General features: G+C 54.7%; 22 protein-coding genes. 17 read left to right on the plus strand and 5 right to left on the minus strand.

The features are described 5' to 3' along the window. Window positions 1-169 precede the first annotated feature (169 nt). The 3 genes from L971_RS03190 to L971_RS03200 all read left to right on the plus strand — a co-directional run bounded on the left by L971_RS03190 (window position 170) and on the right by L971_RS03200 (window position 2,649). The gene (locus L971_RS03190; RefSeq protein WP_029333773.1) at window positions 170-1,615 is read left to right on the plus strand and encodes a sodium:alanine symporter family protein; all 1,446 of its coding nucleotides are present in this window, start codon (window positions 170-172) and stop codon (window positions 1,613-1,615) included. An 85-nt stretch (window positions 1,616-1,700) separates the two neighbouring features. Further along, the gene (locus tag L971_RS03195) at window positions 1,701-2,156 is read left to right on the plus strand and encodes a hypothetical protein (RefSeq protein ID WP_024372117.1); all 456 of its coding nucleotides are present in this window, start codon (window positions 1,701-1,703) and stop codon (window positions 2,154-2,156) included. A 43-nt stretch (window positions 2,157-2,199) separates the two neighbouring features. Continuing rightward, entirely contained in the window at window positions 2,200-2,649 is a 450-nt protein-coding gene (locus L971_RS03200) for a hypothetical protein (RefSeq protein ID WP_024372116.1), read from the plus strand. Window positions 2,650-2,690: 41 nt separating this feature from the next. Here the strand turns inward: L971_RS03200 and L971_RS03205 are convergent, their stop codons facing one another. Beyond that, window positions 2,691-3,755, minus strand: coding sequence for a metal ABC transporter solute-binding protein, Zn/Mn family (locus tag L971_RS03205; protein WP_047374292.1), 1,065 nt, complete (start codon window positions 3,753-3,755; stop codon window positions 2,691-2,693). 180 nt (window positions 3,756-3,935) lie between these two features. On the opposite strand from L971_RS03205, the gene L971_RS03210 reads away from it, so the two are divergent. The 3 genes from L971_RS03210 (at window position 3,936) to L971_RS03220 (ending at window position 6,026) form a co-directional block, all read left to right on the plus strand. Continuing rightward, window positions 3,936-4,871, plus strand: coding sequence for an alpha/beta hydrolase (locus L971_RS03210; protein ID WP_024372114.1), 936 nt, complete (start codon window positions 3,936-3,938; stop codon window positions 4,869-4,871). 68 nt (window positions 4,872-4,939) lie between these two features. Then, window positions 4,940-5,539 (plus strand): histidine phosphatase family protein, encoded by a 600-nt coding sequence (locus tag L971_RS03215; protein ID WP_024372113.1) that lies wholly within the window; start codon window positions 4,940-4,942, stop codon window positions 5,537-5,539. A gap of 10 nt (window positions 5,540-5,549) precedes the next feature. Then, window positions 5,550-6,026 (plus strand): DUF456 domain-containing protein, encoded by a 477-nt coding sequence (locus L971_RS03220; protein ID WP_024372112.1) that lies wholly within the window; start codon window positions 5,550-5,552, stop codon window positions 6,024-6,026. A 77-nt stretch (window positions 6,027-6,103) separates the two neighbouring features. Here the strand turns inward: L971_RS03220 and L971_RS03225 are convergent, their stop codons facing one another. Then, complete coding sequence (locus L971_RS03225; RefSeq protein WP_024372111.1) at window positions 6,104-6,577, minus strand: YwpF family protein; 474 nt, start codon at window positions 6,575-6,577, stop codon at window positions 6,104-6,106. 113 nt (window positions 6,578-6,690) lie between these two features. On the opposite strand from L971_RS03225, the gene L971_RS03230 reads away from it, so the two are divergent. Next, window positions 6,691-6,993, plus strand: a complete 303-nt coding sequence (locus L971_RS03230; protein ID WP_024372110.1) for a membrane protein — start codon at window positions 6,691-6,693, stop codon at window positions 6,991-6,993. Between the two features lie 33 nt (window positions 6,994-7,026). Here L971_RS03230 and L971_RS03235 read toward each other — a convergent pair whose 3' ends face one another. Both L971_RS03235 and L971_RS03240 read right to left on the minus strand, forming a co-directional pair. Next, window positions 7,027-8,472, minus strand: coding sequence for a nicotinate phosphoribosyltransferase (locus L971_RS03235; RefSeq protein ID WP_047374294.1), 1,446 nt, complete (start codon window positions 8,470-8,472; stop codon window positions 7,027-7,029). Window positions 8,473-8,497: 25 nt separating this feature from the next. Next, window positions 8,498-9,031 (minus strand): cysteine hydrolase family protein, encoded by a 534-nt coding sequence (locus L971_RS03240; RefSeq protein ID WP_029333767.1) that lies wholly within the window; start codon window positions 9,029-9,031, stop codon window positions 8,498-8,500. Window positions 9,032-9,171: 140 nt separating this feature from the next. Between L971_RS03240 and L971_RS03245 the strand changes: the two genes are divergently transcribed. The 3 genes from L971_RS03245 to L971_RS03255 are packed head-to-tail and all read left to right on the plus strand — an operon-like array spanning window position 9,172 to window position 10,276. Beyond that, window positions 9,172-9,447, plus strand: coding sequence for a 4a-hydroxytetrahydrobiopterin dehydratase (locus tag L971_RS03245; RefSeq protein ID WP_029333766.1), 276 nt, complete (start codon window positions 9,172-9,174; stop codon window positions 9,445-9,447). Then, the gene (locus tag L971_RS03250) at window positions 9,440-9,922 is read left to right on the plus strand and encodes a hypothetical protein (RefSeq protein ID WP_231557555.1); all 483 of its coding nucleotides are present in this window, start codon (window positions 9,440-9,442) and stop codon (window positions 9,920-9,922) included. Before L971_RS03245 ends, L971_RS03250 begins: the two co-directional genes overlap by 8 nt. A 36-nt stretch (window positions 9,923-9,958) precedes the next feature. Beyond that, window positions 9,959-10,276, plus strand: a complete 318-nt coding sequence (locus L971_RS03255) for a hypothetical protein (RefSeq protein ID WP_024372105.1) — start codon at window positions 9,959-9,961, stop codon at window positions 10,274-10,276. Between the two features lie 39 nt (window positions 10,277-10,315). On the opposite strand, the gene L971_RS03260 is transcribed toward L971_RS03255, so the two are convergent. Next, complete coding sequence (locus L971_RS03260; protein ID WP_052200250.1) at window positions 10,316-10,768, minus strand: YusW family protein; 453 nt, start codon at window positions 10,766-10,768, stop codon at window positions 10,316-10,318. A gap of 182 nt (window positions 10,769-10,950) precedes the next feature. On the opposite strand from L971_RS03260, the gene argC reads away from it, so the two are divergent. From argC to argF, 7 genes are read left to right on the plus strand one after another with little or no spacing between them, the layout of a single operon-like run. Continuing rightward, complete coding sequence (gene argC / locus L971_RS03265) at window positions 10,951-11,976, plus strand: N-acetyl-gamma-glutamyl-phosphate reductase (RefSeq protein WP_047374296.1); 1,026 nt, start codon at window positions 10,951-10,953, stop codon at window positions 11,974-11,976. A gap of 10 nt (window positions 11,977-11,986) precedes the next feature. Continuing rightward, window positions 11,987-13,204: a bifunctional glutamate N-acetyltransferase/amino-acid acetyltransferase ArgJ gene (gene argJ, locus L971_RS03270; protein WP_024372102.1), complete on the plus strand. Its 1,218-nt coding sequence runs from the start codon at window positions 11,987-11,989 to the stop codon at window positions 13,202-13,204. Next, window positions 13,201-13,980: an acetylglutamate kinase gene (gene argB, locus L971_RS03275; RefSeq protein ID WP_047374298.1), complete on the plus strand. Its 780-nt coding sequence runs from the start codon at window positions 13,201-13,203 to the stop codon at window positions 13,978-13,980. The genes argJ and argB overlap by 4 nt, the downstream gene beginning before the upstream one ends. After that, window positions 13,940-15,085 carry an acetylornithine transaminase gene (locus L971_RS03280; RefSeq protein ID WP_047374299.1) on the plus strand — a complete coding sequence of 382 codons (1,146 nt, stop codon included), beginning with the start codon at window positions 13,940-13,942 and terminating at the stop codon, window positions 15,083-15,085. Before argB ends, L971_RS03280 begins: the two co-directional genes overlap by 41 nt. Beyond that, window positions 15,082-16,131: a carbamoyl phosphate synthase small subunit gene (locus tag L971_RS03285; RefSeq protein ID WP_047374301.1), complete on the plus strand. Its 1,050-nt coding sequence runs from the start codon at window positions 15,082-15,084 to the stop codon at window positions 16,129-16,131. Before L971_RS03280 ends, L971_RS03285 begins: the two co-directional genes overlap by 4 nt. Beyond that, entirely contained in the window at window positions 16,124-19,147 is a 3,024-nt protein-coding gene (gene carB, locus L971_RS03290; RefSeq protein ID WP_047374302.1) for a carbamoyl-phosphate synthase (glutamine-hydrolyzing) large subunit, read from the plus strand. Before L971_RS03285 ends, carB begins: the two co-directional genes overlap by 8 nt. Next, window positions 19,144-20,070 (plus strand): ornithine carbamoyltransferase, encoded by a 927-nt coding sequence (argF, locus tag L971_RS03295; RefSeq protein WP_047374304.1) that lies wholly within the window; start codon window positions 19,144-19,146, stop codon window positions 20,068-20,070. Before carB ends, argF begins: the two co-directional genes overlap by 4 nt. Window positions 20,071-20,099: the final 29 nt, after the last annotated feature.

Consider the following 20,099-nt stretch of genomic DNA (forward strand, 5'->3'; position numbering starts at 1 on the left):
TAAGGACGACCGGTCACGTGACCGGTCGTCCTTTTTCACGGTCGCGTCAAACGATGAGATTGTTGAAAAGGATTGCAATTTTCAAATATTTTTCCTATAATTCTAAACATGTTAAGAAAGTTGACATAACTTTTACTTATGACTATTCATACTTATGGAGGATTAAGCAATGGAGAATATGATTGAAAAGTTTGTTGGGCAAGCGAACGACCTGCTCTGGTCGTCGGTGCTCATCGTCGTCCTTGTCGCCTTAGGCCTTTACTTTACGGTCCGGATGGGCTTCGTCCAATTCCGGATGCTTCCGGAGATGTTCCGTCTCTTGTTCAAAGAAGGCATGAAACGTGAGAAAGGCCAAGTTTCGTCGTTCCAGGCATTCGCCATCGGTACGGCAGCTCGTGTCGGTACGGGAAACATCGCCGGTGTCGCGACGGCAATCGCCCTCGGTGGCCCGGGAGCCGTCTTCTGGATGTGGCTCATCGCGCTCATCGGCTCAGCCTCGGCGTTCGTCGAGAGCACACTCGCGCAAGTATATAAAGTCCGTGACGGACGCACATGGCGCGGGGGGCCGGCCTACTATATGGAACGCGCCCTCGGACAGCGTTGGCTCGGGATTTTGTTCGCCATTTTGATCACGTTCTCGTTCGGCTTCGCCTTCAACTCGGTGCAGTCAAACACGATCTCGCTCTCGATGAGCAACCAGTTCGGCGTCAGCACGACGACGGTCGGGATCATTTTGGCGGTTATCACGGCAATCGTCATCTTCGGAGGCGTCCAATCGATTGCCATCTTGTCGAGTATCATCGTCCCGGTCATGGCCGGCGGATATATTTTGCTCGCGATGTGGATCATGATTTCGAACGCCTCGTTATTGCCAAGCGTCTTCAGCCTCATCTTCTCGGAAGGTGTGCTCGGCATCCAGCAACTGTTCGGAGGGGCGATTGGGGCGATGGTGCTTCAAGGTATCCGTCGCGGTCTCTTCTCGAACGAGGCAGGTATGGGTTCGGCGCCGAACGCGGCAGCGACGGCGGAAGTATCGCACCCGGTTAAACAAGGTTTGATCCAATCGTTCAGCGTCTTCGTCGATACACTCATCATCTGTACATCAACGGCGATGATCATTTTGTTGTCGGGCGTGGCTGGTTCAGAGTCGTTCGCTGGTGTCGAATTGACACAAGCGGCGCTTACGGCAGAAGTCGGTCCGATCGCGACATCGTTCTTAACGATTGCTATCTTCTTGTTCGCGTTCAGTTCAATTTTAGGTAACTATTACTACGGCGAGACGAACATTCAGTTTATCTCGCAGAAAAAGATTTACGTCACGCTCTATCGGATCGGTGTCGTCGGGATGGTCCTCTTCGGAGCGATTCGTTCAGCTGGCCTCGTTTGGTCGATCGCCGACGTGTTCATGGGACTCATGGCGCTCGTCAACTTGTATGCGATCTTCCGCCTCGCGAAAGTGGCGCGTCTCGTGCTCGATGACTACTTGGCGCAGCGTCGCCAAGGAGACGATCCAGTGTTCTATGCCGATTCGATTGAAGACCTTCCAGGTCGTGAGTATTTGGAAGCTTGGGAAACCGAAGCGGAAGAAACGAAAACCGGAACCGTCCGTTCATAACGTATAAACCGTCTACGAAAGCGCGTAGGCGGTTTTTTTGCGTCCAAAAGATGGGTAAACAATAAAAAAAGGGGGGCGTTCATTCATGGAGACGACACACTATATACGCATTTCCCCAGAGGTTTGGGTCTCGTTCGGACAAGACCCGGAGATGATCATGGATTGGCTCCTTCACGTCCACGCCCAAGGTCGCGACACCTATGACACGTTGACGCTGCCGAATATTAGTCATTTCCAAAAAGTACTCGGACAAATCGAGGTCTACATCGACGGGGACGACACGTATAACTTGGAAATGGCCGCGATCGGGGAAGAGTTGATCGTCAATGAAGAGCAGGCGGTCGTCGTCGGCATTTTGACGCCGCAACTGTTGCACATCGTTAAAGACGCGCTTGGCGCATTTACAAAAGAAGATGTAGCCGATATGGCGTTCGTCGATCAAGATGCGCTCGATGACGTTTGGCTAAAATGGATATCGCTCCAACATTTTTGCGAGGCGGCGGCAGAGCGGGACGAGCTCGTTTTGATTTACTATGAATGAGGTTAAGATGATGGTATAATATTGAAAAAATGGATGGTGATCAATGGTGGGTGACTTCTTCATTACGACAGCGCTCTTTTTTTCACTGATTAGCCCGATATTTGCCTATCGGACGGGACATAAATGGCTCGGTCGCGTCAACATGTTGACGTTGCTAGCGTTCGTGGTCGGTTTTTTATCCGTGCATGGATTTGTCTTGTATGACACGTGGTTGGTCACGGCCATGTTCGCACTATTTTTTCTAAATTTATTGTTTGCCATCATCAACAGTTCGATGTTTATCCACGACCGGCATCCGCGCGCATCGCTCGCCAAAGTAGCCGGAACGGTCGGCTTGATTTTTCTCGGAAGTCTATTGACTGCGTACTACTTCGATTTACGTGGGGAATGGTGGAGAGTGATTATCGGGGCAACGATCCCGACCGTGACACTGTTCGTGACCGGGGTGTTATTGCTTCGCCTGAAACAACTCGACAAACAGCCAGAAGTATAAAAGAACGCTCGGAGCCTGAGGCACCGAGCGTTCTGTTTGTATTACTTCAACGCAATTTCGAGCGCTTTGACGTTTTCACGCATCAAGTCGAAATAGCTCTGTTCCATTTGTTCTTTCGTGACCGATTCCAAGTTGTAAATCGTCACCGTTTCAGCACCGATCTCGTTTTTCACGACTTCGGCGACTTTCGGAGTGACCGTGTCTTCAAACGCGATATGCGTCAAGTCGTGGGCCCGCGCTTCTTCGATGACACGCTTTAACGCTTGCTGAGATGGCTCTTCAGATGGCGTCAATCCGGCGATCGGGAGTTGTTCGAAACCGTAACGGTCCGCCATGTATCCGTATGCCGCATGCGTGACGAGGAGTTGCTTCTTCGATCCGCCATCGACTGCTGCCTGTAGTTCGGCGTCGAGTGCTTCAGCCTCTTCTTTGAATGCGCTCAACCGATCTGCGAACTCATCTTTGTAGTCGGGTGCCTGATCGGCGAATGCAGCTTCAACAGCTTCCGCCATCGAGACGGCGTTCATTGGATCGAGCCAGACGTGCGGGTCGTATTGTCCGTGGCTATGACCGTGTGCATCTTCTTCGTGGGCGTGCTCGTCCTCTTCGTGGGCGTGCTCATCCTCTTCGTGGGCGTGCTCGTCCTCTTCGTGGGCGTGCTCATCCTCTTCGTGGGCGTGCTCGTCTTCACCGTGGGCGTGCTCGTCTTCACCGTGGACGTGAACCGTCTTATCGGCATCGAGTAATGTGACGTTCTCGGCTGTCTTGACGAAAGAGACGTCCTCGTTCGCAAGGCTCTTCTCCATCGACTCGACGTAAGGCTCGAGGTCGTGTCCGACTGTCAAGAACAAGTCGGCTTCAGCGATCTGTGTCATTTGACGTGATGTCGGCTCGTACGTATGCGGGTCGGCGCCAGGCGGGATAACCATCTCGACTTGGACGCGATCGCCTCCGATTTCTTCTGCGATTGACTTCAAAGCGAACGTCGACGCATAAACGGTCAACTGGTCGTTCGTCTCCTCCGACGCCCCGCTCTCTTCGTTATTGGCACATCCTCCTAATAGAAGTGTCCCTGCTGCGGCGACAGTAAGTAATTTTTTATTCATCTGACTTTCCACCTGTCCTCTCTATATTGACACTAAACAATTAAATCGTAACGGTTACGTTCTGTGACTGCGAGTTATATTATAGAGGGCAGATTCACTGACGTCAAGTCCGACTTCCGATGGATGGATTTTTGATAAAAAGGGAATATGATTAAAAAAAGAGCGAGGAGTGGATGTAATATGAGAAAGGAGACCGCCTGGTTTGTCGGCGGTGCCGCACTCGCCGCAGCGACTGCGGCCGGGGCGACCGTATGGAATCAGTACGGCTCGCTCGTGCGTTGGCAAGAGCCCGAACTGCCGATTCGGTCCTCGACGCGCAAACGGCGAACCCACACGTATAAAATCATCGATGACCGTCCGCTCCAATTTGATGTGTACTATCCGCCAGGCGACGGACCGTTTCCCGTCGCGGTCTATGCTCATGGCGGGGCGTTCGTTCGCGGCAGTCGAGGCATGGTGACGTTGTTCCATCCGTTGCTCGATCATTTCTTGGCAAAAGGGTTCGCCGTCATCAGTGTTGACTATCGCTTGTTCGAAGACGGTGTCTATTTCCCTGACAATATTATTGACGTGTCTGATGCCCTTTGTTACTTGAAACAACATGACGCGCTCTTGAACCTCGACATCGAGAAGTTGATCGTCTGGGGCGACTCGGCCGGGGCGGCCCTCATGTTGGCGACGGCGCTCGATCGGGAAAAGCAATTCATCGGCGCGCTGGGAGAAGATGTCCCGACGGTGAAAGGTGTGATCGCGCTCTATCCACCGACGAACTTCTTATTATTTAAATTTATCCAGACGTGGCTCGCCCATTTGAAATTCTATGAGGGGAGCCGCGAAGAGTGGCGAGAATTGATGGTGAAATGTTCTCCGGTGACACATTTATATGACGATGCCCCGCCGATTCTCATGCTTCACGGCAAGAAAGACCCGATCGTTCCGTTCGGACAGGCGCTCCACTTCGTTGAGCATGCGAGTGAGGTCGGCGCCAACGTCCAGCTCATCTCGTTCCCGAACGGCACCCACTCCTTAGCAAGCTTTCTCCAGTCCGATAACCCGATCAAAGAAGAAAAACTCATGGCCCGTATTGATCGTTTCATCGATGATGCGCTGACGTGACGTTGCGATTTTTTGAAAAGATGGTACGATGGGAAAAGATTTTAGAGATTGAAAAAGGAGTGACTCGTGTGACAGAGCTTTGTTTGGTCCGACATGGTCAGACCGATTGGAACTTTCAAGAAATCATTCAAGGCCGGGAAGATATCCCGCTCAACGCGCTCGGGCATCAACAAGCTGAAGAGAGCGCGGCCTTTTTAAGTCAAGAAGAGTGGGACGTCATCGTGGCGAGTCCGCTCACGCGAGCTGTTGATACGGCCCGGTACATTGCCGAAGCGTGCGGATTCCACGAAGAAACGATCATCCGGGACGAACGGTTCATCGAGCGTGAATTTGGGATGGCATCAGGCAAACCAGTGCCCGGTATTTATGAGGCGGTTCAAGCCGATGACCAGACTCGCGTGCCAGGCCTAGAGTCAGAGGATGAGATGCGGGCCCGCGTCCTCGAAGGGATGGAGCACCTCGTCAAGACGTATCCCGGAAAACGAATCATCGTCGTATGTCATTCTCATGCGATCAAAGCCGCGCTTTCAGCGGTCGACGATACGTATACGTTCCGTCACGCGATGCGAAACGCCTGCTCGAACTATATCGAGCATAAAGGCGACCGATTCATCATTAAGGCGGTGAACGTGGCCGACCATATTACGAACGAAATTATGGTGAAGTGAGGAGAGGCGTATGTCAACATTGCTCTGGGTTTTCATTATCGCATCATTCGTTGTCGCGTTCGCGGGTCTGATTTATCCGGTCATCCCGAGCGTGCTGTTCTTATTTATCGGTTACTTCATTTATGGCTTCGGGTTCTCGTTCGAACCTCTCACGTGGACGTTCTGGCTTTGGCAAATTGTCTTCCTCGTCTTCTTGTTCGCCGTCGACTATATCGTCACGCGGGCGACCGTCGATAAGCGGGGCGGGTCCGAACGGGCGAAGTGGGGAGCGACGATCGGTCTCATTGCGGGGCCATTCATCTTCCCGCTCGTCGGGGTGCTCATCTTTCCGTTCATCTTCGCATTTTTAGCTGAGCTGACGCTTGGCAAGACGACCCGGGAAGCATGGAGTATCGGCGTCGGGACGGTACTGGCATTTCTAGGTAGTACCGTGCTCAAAATCATCGGGATGACGATGATGGTCATCTTGTTTTTCATCTATATTTGAAGGCGGAGACAAATTCTTCGTCTTTTTTGGTTGAGGAGTTATCGAAAAAGGGGAAAGAAAAAAACAAGAACGTCCGATTACTCGAACGAACCTGTTTTGACGAGCTGATTGAATGCGGAGCGGCTGAACGACTGCTGATGCTCGACTTGTCTTTCGAAGAAGGAAGGCTTCAAATCAGCGTCGGCCACGCCCTCAGAAATGAGCGAGTCGAGCACTTGTTTGGTCGGATCTTGTTTCGGGAGGAGCATCAGTCCTTCGGCGACGAACGTATGATGGTTCGAGAGCGAGCGTTCGCTCGTGAACGTCAAGGCAATCGCCGCTGGACGGTTGGCCGGGGACGTGATCACCGCTTCGGCGAGGAGTAATATCCGCTTGTTCAAATAATGATGAAGCGTAACGGCAAACTCTGTCGGGACGAGCATCTCAAGCAACCATTCGTTGTCATGTTCTTTCGAGATGATCAATCCATCGACGAGGTCGATCGGGAGGTTCAATTCATTGCCGTATTCGTCTTGGACGAGGCGGACTTGGACGAGGCGGAACGTTTTCATCGGATCAATCCCTTCCACGTTTCTTTAGAACATCTTAACATAGTCTGATTGTCAGGTTGTGTTACGATAGCGTGGAAGCGACGTGAAAAAATTAGAGAGTAGGAGGCATCGAGATGAGTTGGATTGTAGGGATTATTGGATATATCGCAATACTAGCCATCGTCTATTATGGTGTCCTTTTCTTCAAAGTAAAACAAGAACGAAGCCGGGCCGGGTATCGAATCTTCCTCTTGCTCGCGGGTGTGTTCCTATTGAGCGGGAGTGACTATATCATCGCCTTGTTCCAAGGGGACACGGAGGCGACATTTTGGCAACGGACCGTCTATTTCATTTTGATTCTCATTTCCCTCTCGATTGCCCTTTACTTTCGGAGAAAAGAAGATCAAAGCCATGCGCACGAGATGACGACCGCATGACAAAGAGGCTGTGGAACCCCACAGCCTCTTTGTTTATTTCGGGATCCGTGTTTGGCGAATCATCTCGAGCTTCAAGTCCCATAGCGGTTTGCTGAACGTGACCGAATACACTTCTGGCAACCGGAGCCGCTTGTATTCTTCCCACAGCCCGTTCATTTGCTCTTTATGATAGTCGCGAATCTCTTTCGCGCTCGGAAGCGTATAGACACGCTCACCGTCGCGGAAAATCGGTTCGAGCAGACGTTTGACGTGGAAGTTGCGCGTCTTGATTTTGAATGCCGGGTCACGCACGTCGATGAGATCGATTTCCGAATACGTCTCGACGGGCTCATCGGCAAGGGCGATATAATCGCCTTTGAACTTTTTCGTTTCCTTGTCAATGATCCGATACAGTTCTTTCTTATGCGGGGTCGTTGTTTTCACTTTTGACGAGGACACTTTGATGACCGGCTTCAAGTTGCCATCCTGGTCTTCGCGGGCGACAAGCTTATACACCATGCCGAGCGCAGGTTGTTCGTACGCCGTGATGCCGCGCGTCCCGACGAGGAATGTGTCGGCTTCAGCCCCTTGCATCCGCAAGTCTTGGATGACGTATTCGTCAAGGTCACCGGACACGACGATTTTTACATAGTCTAATCCTGCTTCATTGAGCGCTTTTCGGGCCCGTTTTGATAAGTAGGCCAAGTCTCCTGAGTCGAGGCGGACCGATTTCAAACGATACCCTTTTGCCTCGAGTTCTTTCGCGACGGTGATCGCATTCGGGAGACCTGACTTGAGCGTGTCGTACGTGTCGATCAACAGGCTCGTATTGTCCGGATACATCTCGGCGAATGAGCGGAATGCTGTCAATTCGTCGTCGTGGAACTGGATATCGGCGTGTTCCATCGTCCCTCCGGTCGGTACGTCAAAATCACGTCCGGCCGAGACGAGGCTCGTCACGTCAAAGCCGGCGATGTAAGCGGCTCGTGTCCCGTAATAAGCGGCATCGACGCCTTGCGCGCGTCTGGCCCCCCCTTCAAGCAACGTCTCGTTCGGTGCCGCTTGACGGATCCGGGCGTATTTCGTCGCGATGAGCGATTCGTGGTTGGCAATGTTTAAGAACGCCGTCTGGAACAATTTCGCTTCGAAGATCGTCGACTCGATACGGACGACCTGTTCGTGAGGGAAAATCACTTCCCCTTCCCGGACACTGTCAAGGGAACCGGTGAACTTGAAATTGCGCAGGACATCGGCGAACTCGTCCTCGAAGTCGAGTTGCTGCTTCAAATACGCGATGTCCGCTTCCGTGAACGACACGTTTTCTAAATAGTGGACGATGTTTTGCAACCCGGCGAAGACGACATAGCCACCGCTGAACGGATTCGAACGGTAATAGAGGTCGAAGACGACTTTTTCGTTATGGCGCCCTTGCTTCCAATAGATATACATCCAACGTGGGAGATAAAGGTCCGTGTGCAGTGCTAAATTACGATGTAACATAAGTAAGTTCCTTTCTGATTTCGTGTCACTTCCCGGTAACGGTCGCTCCGAGCGTCGTGACAAAATGTTCGAGCGCCCATTCATGGCCGATCGGGTTGAAGCTTTGGACGGCGTCCGCGTGGACGACCATCTTGTAACCGAGGTTGTACGCGTCGACGGCGGTGTGGAGCACACAAATGTCCGTGCACACACCGACGAGATGAACTTCGTTGATGCCGCGTTCGCGCAGACGGATGTTAAGATCGGTACCGGCGAAGGCGCTATATCGTGTCTTGTCGATCCAATGATCGGCTCGCTCGGCCGCTGTCTTGACGTTTCCGTACAAGTCGCGCCCGTCGGTACCTCGGATGTTGTGGGGTGGGAAGAGCGTCGTTTCCGGATGATACGTATCACCGGCGTCATGCACATCGTTGGCGATGACGACATAATCTTCGGCCGAGAACTCTTCGATCAATTGTACGATGCGTTCTTCTATGTCTTGCCCAGGTTTCCCGCAAGTCAAACGACCCGTGTCCGCGATAAAATCGAACGTGTAGTCAATGACGATCAATGCGCGCATAGGAATTTCTCCTCTCAAGTGCAAAATAGTTGGCTATCCTTCTTATTCTAAATCATTTTACGTCAAGCGAAAAAGATTATTTTTCGCCGGTGTCGGGTAGTAGGTGTAAGTAGAACTGTAAGCGAAAGGGGAATGAGCTGATGCTGTTGTCATCCACCGAACTATCGGAACAATTGTCGCGCTTGAACGGGTGGGAAGTCGTCGAAGGTGAGCTACAGAAGACGTATCGTCTAGAGACGTTTCCAGAAGCGATTCAATTCGTCCATCTCGTCGCTGATTTGGCCGAATCGATCAATCATCATCCGAACATCTTGATCGAGTATCGAAACGTCACCCTCACCGTGTCCACACACGACGAAGGGGGCATCACGGAGAAAGATATCATGCTCGCGAAAGGGTGTGAGGAACTTGTCTAACTTATACATGACATTCGCTTCTGGCAGTGTCGCCGACCGGTTCCGTGAAAATCCGGACGTCCTCGTCGCGAGCGGCAATGAGACGATTTTGCTCGCGGAAGGGGACAAATCCCCGTTTCAAAGTGGGAAGACGTTCCGAATCGAAGAGGCGGAAGGACAATTCGCCTCGAAAGGGAATATTGTCTATGCGAACATTCCTGTCGATTCGAATGCGCGGTCGCTCTTGTTTCATCGATTGTTAACCGAAAAATCGCGACTCGGGGCCGGACATGACGGCTTCACGGCTTATCGTCTCGGCGTCGACCCGGACGACAACCATGGGATCGTCCTCATTCAATTTTCTGAAGCCGGCAACAAGTTCCGCGACTCGACCGATTATGTGTTGTTCCAAGAATGGCTGAAAGATGCCGTCGAGCAAAAAGGAGCAGGTCCGATTATAAAACACTATGTCGTCACGGAAGCGGATAACCTATAATAAAAGATAACGTCACGTTAGGGGAGGATTTTTTTAATGAACAAGAACTATTTCTGGATGGGCATGGCCGCAGGTGCAATCATCGGAGCAAGCGCGTCACTTCTCCATCGCGAGACACGTGAGCAACAAGTGAGACAGTTGAAAGGGTTGAAGTCACGCCTCAAATCTTCAGATGCCTCAACACAAGCCCACTCGGTCGGCCTGCAAGCGTCACCAAAGGGCAACTTGAAAGACCGCGTCATGGATTTGAAGGCGCTGTACGAAGAGAACCAAGACACGATCCAAAACCTCGTCGAAGACGTCAAAGACTTGATGGACGCGCTCCAAGAGGCCCGTCACAAAAATCAGATCTAATCTAAAGAGAATGGCCAAGCGCATGCGCTTGGCCATTTGTTATTCTTGCTTATACTCTTTTTCGGTGCCGTCCGTGAACGTGACGTCTGCCTCGATTTTCTTGGCGTCGTCCGCGATGTTGAAGGCTGCCTTGATTTGATTCAACACTTCCTCGTCTGGTGTGTCCTGATCGAAGTTCAACTGACCGAAGACCGGATCAAGTTCTTGCATCGCTTCGTCCCCGCGCAGGTTCTGGTCGTCTTCTTTCCGTTCGTAAGAGGCCTCGGTCGAGTTGTTCTCTGCCTCGTAATCGACTTTGATGGCGTCGTCGACGTCCGTGTAGTCGACTTCAAGTTCAAACTTATCGAACGTATACATCGAATTGTTCTCCGTGTTCGCCTCATCCTGGACCGGTGCGTCACTCGGCTGGTTCGTGACTTCGTCAGACGATCCGCACCCTGTAATCAAAAAGAGTGATGCTGTGATCGGTAGTGCCCATTTCAAACGTTTCATCAACACATTCCTCCTCTTATGTTTCGCATAGTCCTCTCATTCCCCTATCGTGAAAAAACTATTCGTCATTCGGCTGATTCAAATGATCCGACATCGTTTTATACATTTTGTATAAAAATACAATTGACAGTATAAATATACGTATGGTTTAATCGGATTATTCTTTTGAGGAGGTACGACAGATGATCACGTGTGGAATCGTCGGTGTGACGGGATACGCCGGCATGGAACTATTAAAACTGATTTCGGCGCATCCGCGCTTACAAGTGACGTGCGTGATGAGCGACTCGAGTGCAGGGGAGCGACTGTCTGATTTGTATCCGTGGATGGAGACGGGCGCGTTGACGCTCGAACCGTTCAATCCGGAAAACTTGAACCAGCTTGACGTCTTGTTTCTCGCGACACCGAGCGGGGTGTCGTCTCAATACATTGAGCAACTGGACGCGTTCGAAGGCGTCGTCGTCGACTTGAGCGGTGACTTGCGACTTGCGAGCGAGGCGTATACAGCGTGGTACGACAAAGTACCCGTCAACGCGAGTACACAAGCGAAGGCCGTTTACGGCTTGACGGAATGGGATCGTGAATCCGTGAAGACCGCGAGTTGGATCTCGAATCCCGGTTGTTACGCGACGGCCGTCTCACTCGGTCTGCTGCCGTTTCTGAAAGACGGTTTGATTGAGCCTGACGAGATCATCGTCGCGGCATGTTCTGGCATCACGGGTGCGGGGAAAGCACTCAGCACGAAAACACACCACGCCCGCTCGAACGAGAACGTACAGCTGTATAAAATACACACGCATCAACACATCCCTGAGATCGAGCAGACGATTCAGCAAGTGACGGGGGTCGAGGCGACCGTGTCGCTGTCGACGCATCTACTGCCGATCAACCGGGGCATCATGGCGACGATGCACGTCGTCCCGACGATCGATCAGACCGAAGCGGAATGGATTGAGGTACTGAGCCGGGCGTACGGACAAGAACGGTTTATCCGGGTGCAACAAGGGGAGCCAGAGATTCGGACGGCCGTCGGGTCGAACTATTGCGATCTCTGGGTGTATAAAGACGAACGGACCGGACGGCTCACCATCGTCTCGGTCATCGACAACATGCAAAAAGGGGCGGCCGGACAGGCGATTCAAAACGTCAACGCCCGGTTCGGTTTCGCTGAGACGCTCGGGCTAAGCGCCCAACCACAATACATATAGGAGGGATGACATGACAGATTTAACGATGAGTCCACCGGTGAGCCTGGTGTCACCAAAAGGCTTTCACGCGACGGGCGTTCATGCCGGCTTGAAGCGAAAGCGCAAAGATTTGGCGCTTCTCGTCTGTGAACAGCCGGCGAGCGCGGCGGCCGTCTACACGACCAACCAATTTCAAGCGGCACCGATTCAAGTGACGAAACGGACGCTACAGGCATCGAACGGAAAAATTCGCGCCGTTCTCGTCAACAGCGGCAACGCCAACGCTTGTACGGGTGACCAAGGATTGGCTGACGCTTACGCCATGCGGGCTAAGGCGGCGGCGCACTTAGGGATTGACGATGACGAAGTCGCGATCGCCTCGACAGGGGTCATCGGTCAACTGTTGCCGATGGAGACGCTCTTGGCAGGAATCGATTTGTTGACGCCCGTCGCGGATGCGGCACACGCCGAGGCGTTCGCCGAAGCAATCTTGACGACCGACACTGGGGTGAAGACGACCGGGATCCGTTACGCAGACGGGGAGACGTCCGTGACGGTCGCCGGGGTCGCCAAAGGCTCAGGTATGATTCATCCGAACATGGCGACGATGCTCGGGTTCGTGACGACCGATGCGGTCATCGCCCCGGAACTGCTACAAGTCGCGCTCAAACAAAGCGTCGACGCGTCGTTCAACAACATCACCGTCGATGGGGACAGTTCGACGAATGACATGGTGCTCGTGTTAGCGAGTGGGGCTTCCGACACGGAAGAAATTAAGGCAGGGACAGACGCGTACGAGCAATTCACGAAAGCGTTGACGGGCGTTTGCACGGACCTTGCCAAACAAATCGCCCGAGACGGGGAAGGCGCGACGACATTGATCGAAGTCGCCGTCGTCGGCGCGAAGACGGACGAGGCGGCCCGCATCATCGCGAAACAAGTCGTCGGTTCCTCGCTCGTGAAGACGGCGGTCTATGGCAAAGATGCGAACTGGGGACGCATCATCGCGGCCGTCGGGGCGACGAAAGAACCGATTGACGTCGGGCAGGTCGATATTCACATCGGCTCTCAGCTCGTCTTATCGAAAAGTGTGCCCGTCTGGTTCGATGAGGCGCTCGCCTCGGCAGAGATGGGGCAAGACGTCGTCTCGATCCGGATCGATTTGAACGACGGAACAGGGACAGGCAGCGCCTATGGCTGCGACCTCACGTATGACTACGTCAAAATCAATGCGAGTTACCGGACATGAGTGTGCGCAAAGTCGTCAAACTCGGCGGGAGCGTCTGGGACACGCTCCATCCGGATTACTTTGTCGAATGGAAGGAATGGGTCGAAGCCGGAAATGAATTGATTTTACTTCACGGTGGGGGACCGAGGTTGTCGGCGTACTGTGAAGCGCAACAGATCAAACCCGCCTTTCAAAACGGGCGCCGTGTGACGACCGCAGACGTATTGATCGGGGCGACGCGTGTGCTCGCGGGGGAGATGCAAACGGAAATTGTGATGGCGCTCGGCCAGTCTGACGTGAACGCGGTCGGATTGTCGGGTGTCGACGGACAGATGCTCATCGGACGTGAAATGACAGAGCTCGGGGCCGTCGGTGAAGTGGAAACCGTCGATGTGTCATTGATTGAGTTACTTGTCAAAAACCGATACGTACCGGTCGTGACGTCGATTCTCTCCGGAATAAACGGAGCCCTCAACTGTAACGGGGATGATTGCGCCGTCGCCGTCGCCTGCGCCCTTCAAGCCGATCACTTCGAGATGATCACCGACGTGCCCGGTATCCGGATCGAGGGTACGTTCCGCGAGACGTTGACCGTCGATGCGATGCGGCGGGCAATCGAATCGGGAGAAATATATGGGGGCATGATTCCAAAGACAGAGGCGCTCCGCTCCGCGCTAGACGGGGGAGTGGCGCTCGCCATCATTCGGGACGGCAACGACCCGACAGCAACGGGAACACAAATAAAGGAGGGACATTATGAGCGCACTACTTCCCACATATGGACAGCGAGCCATTGAGATTAAACAGGCAGACGGATCGTACGTGACGGACACGACGGGGAAACAGTACCTCGATTTCGTCATGGGCATCGCCGTCTGTAACACCGGGCATCGCCATCCTGCCGTGCTTGAAAAGATCGAGGCACAACTTGGAAGCGTTTGGCATACGTCCAATTTATATGCGATTAGCGGGCAGGAACGTGTGGCGGAGAAACTCGTCGCCGGGACGCATTTGACGCACGCCTTCTTCTGTAACAGCGGGACAGAGGCGAACGAGGCGGCGTTCAAGCTGATTCGGAAATGGACGGGGAAGACGAAAATCGTCTCGTTCACGAAATCGTTTCACGGTCGGACGTTCGCGATGCTCGGGGCGACCGGGCAAGACAAAGTGAAGACCGGTTTTGGGCCGATGGTGTCGGATTTCGTCCACGCACCGTTCAACGACATCGCGGCACTCGATTTCATCGATGACGAAACGGCGGCTGTCTGGCTTGAAGTCGTTCAAGGAGAAGGTGGCGTTGTCGTCGGTGACGTCGCGTGGTTCGCAGCGTTGCAAGCGAAAGCGGATGAACATGGGGTCAAAGTGGTGATCGATGAGGTGCAGACCGGGATCGCCCGAACCGGCACCCGATACGCGTTCGAACAGACTCCGCTCAAGCCGGACGTCGTGACGCTCGCGAAAGGGCTCGGGAGCGGCTTCCCGGTCGGCGCGCTCTTGACGGCACCGGGCGCGGAAGTGATTTTTCAAGCCGGGAGCCACGGGTCGACGTTTGGCGGTAACCCGCTCGCCATGGCCGCGGCCGAGGCGACGCTCGATGTGTTGTTTGACGACGCGGCGCTGGAACATGTTCAAAAGATGAGTGCGTACTTCAAGTCGGGCCTTGAGCGTTTCGTCGATGGGGACACGTTCATTGGTGTGCGCGGACTCGGTCTCATGCTTGGTCTCGTCGCAACGAATCCGGTGGCCGGTCTGATCGATCAACTACGAGAAGCTGGGCTTCTCGTCGTCGCGGCCGGACCAGACGTGATTCGGTTCTTGCCGTCATTACTTGTCAGTCAACAAGAGATCGATGAGGCGCTCGCCATCATCGAGCACGTCGTCACAAAGGAGCTGGTGCAATGAACGGGACATTGACGTTACAAAACGGGATGACGTTTCACGGGACATGGGAGACGAGCGCACGGCTCGGTAAAGGGGAAGTCGTCTTCTTCACCGGCATGACCGGTTATCAAGAAGTACTGACCGATCCATCGTACGCCGGGCAAGTCATCGTCTTCACATATCCGCTCATCGGACAGTACGGTCTCGAGGCAGGCGCGTCTGAAAGTACGGACATCCAAGTCGCTGGGGTGATCGTGCAGACGCTCGCAGGAAACGGACAGTCGACTGAGTTGAAAGACTGGTTGGAACAAGCGGGAATTCCCGTCTTGTCTGGAATTGATACGCGCACGCTCGTCCATACGCTCCGTCAGGAAGGTGATCAGTGGGGGCTCATGGCCACGAATTTGAACGGGCGCGTCGAAGGCAACTTCTTACAGATCACGGAGACGGTCACGACCGCGAAGCTGGTCCGACTCGGGACGAATCAAAAAGGACACATCGTCTGTCTCGACTTCGGGGTGAAGTCGTCGATGGTCGAGGCGATGCTCGAACGCGGCTATGCCGTCACGACGCTACCATATGATACGCCGGCGGAAGCGATTCATCGTTTGAAGCCGGACGGGGTGCTCGTCTCGAACGGACCAGGCGATCCGCGTGATTTGGTGGACCGGATTGAGACGGTCCGCGAGGTAGCGCTTCGTTATCCGACGCTTGGTATTTGTATGGGACATCAACTCATCGCACTGTCGTTCGGGGCGTCGATCGAGAAGCAGACGTACGGGCACCGTGGTTCAAACCACCCGGTACGAAACGTCCAGACGGGCGAGGTGTGGATGACATCGCAAAACCATGGGTACGTCGTGACGCGCGACAGTCTCGAACGGACACCGCTCGAGCTGTTGTTCGAGAACGTGAACGACTTGTCCGTTGAAGGCACGACGCATCCGACGGCCCCGATTTTGACGGCACAGTTCCATCCGGAAGCGAGCCCGGGACCGAAAGAGGCGCAGGCGTTATTCGATCAATTCGACGAAATGATTCAACAAGGGGTGAACGTATATGCATAAGAAAGTGCTCGTTATCGGTTCCGGTCCGATCATCATCGGGCAAGCGGCCGAGTTCGATTATTCGGGGACGCAAGCGTGTCAGGCGCTGCGGGAGGCCGGGTGTGAAGTCGTCTTGTTCAACTCGAACCCGGCGACGATCATGACCGACCCGGGCATGGCCGACAAGACATATATCGAGGCGATGACGCTCGAAAAAGCCGGGATGATCATCGAAGCCGAACAGCCGACACACCTACTTGCGACCGTCGGCGGACAGACCGCGCTCAATTTGGCGCTCGCGCTCGATGAGGCCGGGGTGCTCGAGAAGCACGGCATCGCCCTTCTCGGTACGTCGCTCGAGACAATCCGTGACGGTGAGGACCGGGAACGCTTCAAACAAAAGATGCATGAACTCGGTGAACCGCTTCCGGTGAGTACGACGATCGAGACGCTCGACGAGCTTGATGCGTTTATCGCATCGGCTGGAGTCCCGCTCATCGTTCGTCCGGCGTTCACGCTCGGCGGGACAGGGGGCGGCATCGCGACGACCGTCTCGGACGCCTATGAGATGGCGCGGCGCGGCCTTGAGGCGAGCCCGATCTCACAATGTCTCGTCGAAAAGAGTATCGCCGGCTTCAAAGAGTTTGAATACGAAGTGATGCGCGACGAGAAAGGGACGTGCATCATCGTCTGCAACATGGAAAACATCGACCCGGTCGGCGTGCACACGGGCGACTCGGTCGTTTTCGCCCCGGCCCAGACGTTGTCGGATACGATGCACCAGACGTTACGGAGCGCAGCGCTTCGCATCGTCTCCAGTCTCGGTGTCGTCGGCGGCTGCAACATCCAGTTTGCCGTTCATCCGACTGAACCGACTTACTACGTCATCGAGGTAAACCCGCGCGTGTCGCGGAGTTCGGCGCTCGCTTCAAAAGCGACCGGTTATCCGATTGCGAAGATTGCGACGCGTCTCGCGCTCGGTGAAGGGTTAGATGATTGCTTGAACCCGGTGACGAACGGCACGATGGCCAGTTTCGAGCCGACGCTCGACTATGTGACGGCGAAAGTGCCATGCTTCCCGTTCGATTTGTTCAAAGGGACAGACCGCGCCCTCGGTCCCCAGATGAAAGCGACGGGTGAGAGCATGGCGATGGGGAAGACGCTTGAAGAGGCGCTTCAAAAAGCGTGGCGTGGTGCCGGGGTCGAGCAGGCCCCGCTCTATCCGACTTGGATGAAGCGAGCCGATGCGGATGAACTGTGGCAGGAGGTGCTCGCCCCGACCGACCGTCGTCTGCACGCCTGTCTCGCGCTCATCGACCGCGGTCTTGCCTCGCGGAGTGAACTCGAGGACAAGACGGGCATCGCGCCGCACTTCATGGCGATGCTCGAGACGCTCGTCACGATGACAAAATCCGACGACTTGTTGACGGAGCCAAACTTGTGGCAGGCGAAACGGTTCGGGTTCACCGATGAACAAATCGCCGCCATCTCAGGTGCTACGGTTCAAGACGTCACGCAGCTGCGTGCGACGTTCGGCATTCAACCGGTCTACCATATGGTCGACACGTGCGCGGCCGAGTTCGAGAGTGCGACCCCTTACTTTTACGGGACATGGCACGGGAAGACAGAAGTGAAGGCGAGTCAGGCACGGAAAGTCGCTGTCATCGGGGCCGGTCCGATTCGCATCGGCCAAGGCATCGAGTTCGACTACAGTTCGGTCCATGCCGTCTGGGCGCTCCAACAGCAAGGCATCGAGGCGATCATGATCAACAACAACCCGGAGACGGTCTCGACCGACTTCACGGTCGCCGACCGGTTGTATGTCGAACCGCTCACGATGGAAGACGTCACGCACGTCCTCGAGGCGGAAGGCTGTCGCGACGTCCTCATCCAATTCGGCGGTCAGACGGGTATCGCGCTCGCGCACGACCTTGAGGCGGCGGGGTATCACTTGCTCGGCGCCTCGGCCGACGTCATCGACCAGATGGAAGACCGAGACCGGTTTTATGCGTTTCTTGATGCAATCGATGTGGCGCACATCCCTGGAGAAGAAGTCGGCAGTGAGACCGAACTGACAGCCGCGATCAACGGCATCGGCTTCCCGTGCGTCGTCCGGCCGTCTTACGTCATCGGTGGGAAAGGAATGCACATCTTGCAGTCCGAGGCAGACCTTGCCCGAATTGCTCCGGATCTCGCTTATCCGCTCCTCGTCGACCTGTACGTCGCCGGGCGTGAGCTCGAGGTTGACTGCGTGACGGACGGTCAGACCGTCTACGTGCCGGCCATTTTAGAACAGGTCGAGGCGGCCGGGGTTCATTCCGGTGACTCGACGATGGTCATGCCGCCGGTCGAGACGTCCGAGGCACACCAACGACAGATTGACACGATCACGAAACAGATCGGTCAGGCGCTCGAGTATCGCGGGGCGCTCAACATCCAGTTCGTCTTAAAAGACGACACGATTTACGTGCTTGAAATCAACCCGCGGGCGTCACGGACCGTCCCGATCGTCAGCAAAGTGACCGATGAACCGCTCATTGAATGGGCGACACGCGCCGCGCTCGGCCATGCACTTGAAGGCGTCGTGCCGGACGAGCGGAAACCGCTCACCGGCTATGCGGTAAAGACGCCGATTTTCTCGAGCTTGAAGCTACCGGGCGTCGACCCGCTCACGGGACCAATCATGCGCTCGACGGGAGAGACGCTCCAATTCAGTCCGGTACCAGTCGTCGCCGAACGGTTCTGCTACGATGCGACGACGACACGGGTGATGGCGCGACAACAAATCGTTTACGGCGAAGGTTGGGAGACGTACGGGAATGTGCCGCTCGAAGAGACGATCGATTTCCAACAAGTCGCCGTCCTCTTCTCGCATGTGCCGGCCGAACAAATGATGCGGGAGGCTGCGGTCCGAAACGGTGTCCACGTCATCTCGGAACAACACCTCGCCTCGTATTATCAAGCGACGGTCGACACAAAACCTGTGCCGGTCCGTCCGCTACAGGCGATGCATAAAAAGGAGGAATTACCGTTATGACGACAAAGACGCTCAAGCATATGTTGACGCTCGAGGAATTGACGCCGGTGGATTTAGATGAACTCATTCACTTGGCGCTAGATGTGAAACGCGATCCGGCCGCATATGGGACGACGCTTGCCGGGAAGAAAGTCGCCTTATTGTTTGAGAAGGCGTCGACCCGTACGCGCATGTCGTTCGAAGTCGGGGTCGTCGAACTCGGCGGCTACCCGCTCTTCTTGAGCGGAAGTGATCTTCAAATCGGGCGTGGAGAACCGATCACAGACACAATTCAAGTGATGAGCCGCTATGTCGACGCGCTCATGATCCGGACGTACGCCCACGAAACGGTCGAGACGCTCGCCACGGCGGGATCGATTCCGATCATCAACGGGTTGACGGACACGCACCACCCGTGTCAGGTGCTCGCCGACCTCTTGACGATCGAGGAGACGTTCGGGTTACGCCAAGGGAAAGTGCTGACGTATATCGGTGACGGCAACAACATGGCCCACTCGCTCATGCTTGGCGGTGCGTTGAGCGGGATGCACATTCGCATCGCCTCGCCGGACGGTTATACGGTCGAGGAGACGATTTACAACAAGGCGGCTGCGCTAGCCGAGACGACCGGGGGAAGTGTGACGCTCTACACTGATCCGATCGAGGCGACGATCGAAGCGGATATCGTCTACACGGATGTGTTCGCGAGCATGGGTCAAGAAGATGAGGCAGAAGAGCGCCTTGCCCATTTCGCCTCGTTCCAGGTGAACGACACGTTGATGACGTCGGCGCAGGATGAAGCGATTTTCCTGCACTGTCTGCCGGCGCACCGCGGTGAAGAAGTGACGGCTAACGTCATCGACGGCCCGCAGTCGCTCGTCTTCGACCAAGCCGAGAACCGACTCCATGCTCAAAAAGCACTCATGATCACGTTACTCGCTTAACGAAAAGGAGCTTCGCCGACTGGCGAAGC

It is taken from the genome of Exiguobacterium sp. ZOR0005 (assembly GCF_000798975.1).
GTDB lineage: Bacteria > Bacillota > Bacilli > Exiguobacteriales > Exiguobacteriaceae > Exiguobacterium > Exiguobacterium aurantiacum.

Bases quoted from the DNA above. Each gene is read 5' to 3' on its own strand.
- L971_RS03190 (WP_029333773.1), top strand. From the start codon at position 170: ATGGAGAATATGATTGAAAAGTTTGTTGGGCAAGCGAACGACCTGCTC.
- L971_RS03195 (WP_024372117.1), top strand. From the start codon at position 1,701: ATGGAGACGACACACTATATACGCATTTCCCCAGAGGTTTGGGTCTCG.
- L971_RS03200 (WP_024372116.1), top strand. From the start codon at position 2,200: ATGGTGGGTGACTTCTTCATTACGACAGCGCTCTTTTTTTCACTGATT.
- L971_RS03205 (WP_047374292.1), bottom strand. From the start codon at position 3,755: ATGAATAAAAAATTACTTACTGTCGCCGCAGCAGGGACACTTCTATTA.
- L971_RS03210 (WP_024372114.1), top strand. From the start codon at position 3,936: ATGAGAAAGGAGACCGCCTGGTTTGTCGGCGGTGCCGCACTCGCCGCA.
- L971_RS03220 (WP_024372112.1), top strand. From the start codon at position 5,550: ATGTCAACATTGCTCTGGGTTTTCATTATCGCATCATTCGTTGTCGCG.
- L971_RS03225 (WP_024372111.1), bottom strand. From the start codon at position 6,577: ATGAAAACGTTCCGCCTCGTCCAAGTCCGCCTCGTCCAAGACGAATAC.
- L971_RS03230 (WP_024372110.1), top strand. From the start codon at position 6,691: ATGAGTTGGATTGTAGGGATTATTGGATATATCGCAATACTAGCCATC.
- L971_RS03235 (WP_047374294.1), bottom strand. From the start codon at position 8,472: ATGTTACATCGTAATTTAGCACTGCACACGGACCTTTATCTCCCACGT.
- L971_RS03240 (WP_029333767.1), bottom strand. From the start codon at position 9,031: ATGCGCGCATTGATCGTCATTGACTACACGTTCGATTTTATCGCGGAC.
- L971_RS03245 (WP_029333766.1), top strand. From the start codon at position 9,172: ATGCTGTTGTCATCCACCGAACTATCGGAACAATTGTCGCGCTTGAAC.
- L971_RS03255 (WP_024372105.1), top strand. From the start codon at position 9,959: ATGAACAAGAACTATTTCTGGATGGGCATGGCCGCAGGTGCAATCATC.
- L971_RS03260 (WP_052200250.1), bottom strand. From the start codon at position 10,768: ATGAAACGTTTGAAATGGGCACTACCGATCACAGCATCACTCTTTTTG.
- argC (WP_047374296.1), top strand. From the start codon at position 10,951: ATGATCACGTGTGGAATCGTCGGTGTGACGGGATACGCCGGCATGGAA.
- argJ (WP_024372102.1), top strand. From the start codon at position 11,987: ATGACAGATTTAACGATGAGTCCACCGGTGAGCCTGGTGTCACCAAAA.
- argB (WP_047374298.1), top strand. From the start codon at position 13,201: ATGAGTGTGCGCAAAGTCGTCAAACTCGGCGGGAGCGTCTGGGACACG.
- L971_RS03280 (WP_047374299.1), top strand. From the start codon at position 13,940: ATGAGCGCACTACTTCCCACATATGGACAGCGAGCCATTGAGATTAAA.
- L971_RS03285 (WP_047374301.1), top strand. From the start codon at position 15,082: ATGAACGGGACATTGACGTTACAAAACGGGATGACGTTTCACGGGACA.
- carB (WP_047374302.1), top strand. From the start codon at position 16,124: ATGCATAAGAAAGTGCTCGTTATCGGTTCCGGTCCGATCATCATCGGG.
- argF (WP_047374304.1), top strand. From the start codon at position 19,144: ATGACGACAAAGACGCTCAAGCATATGTTGACGCTCGAGGAATTGACG.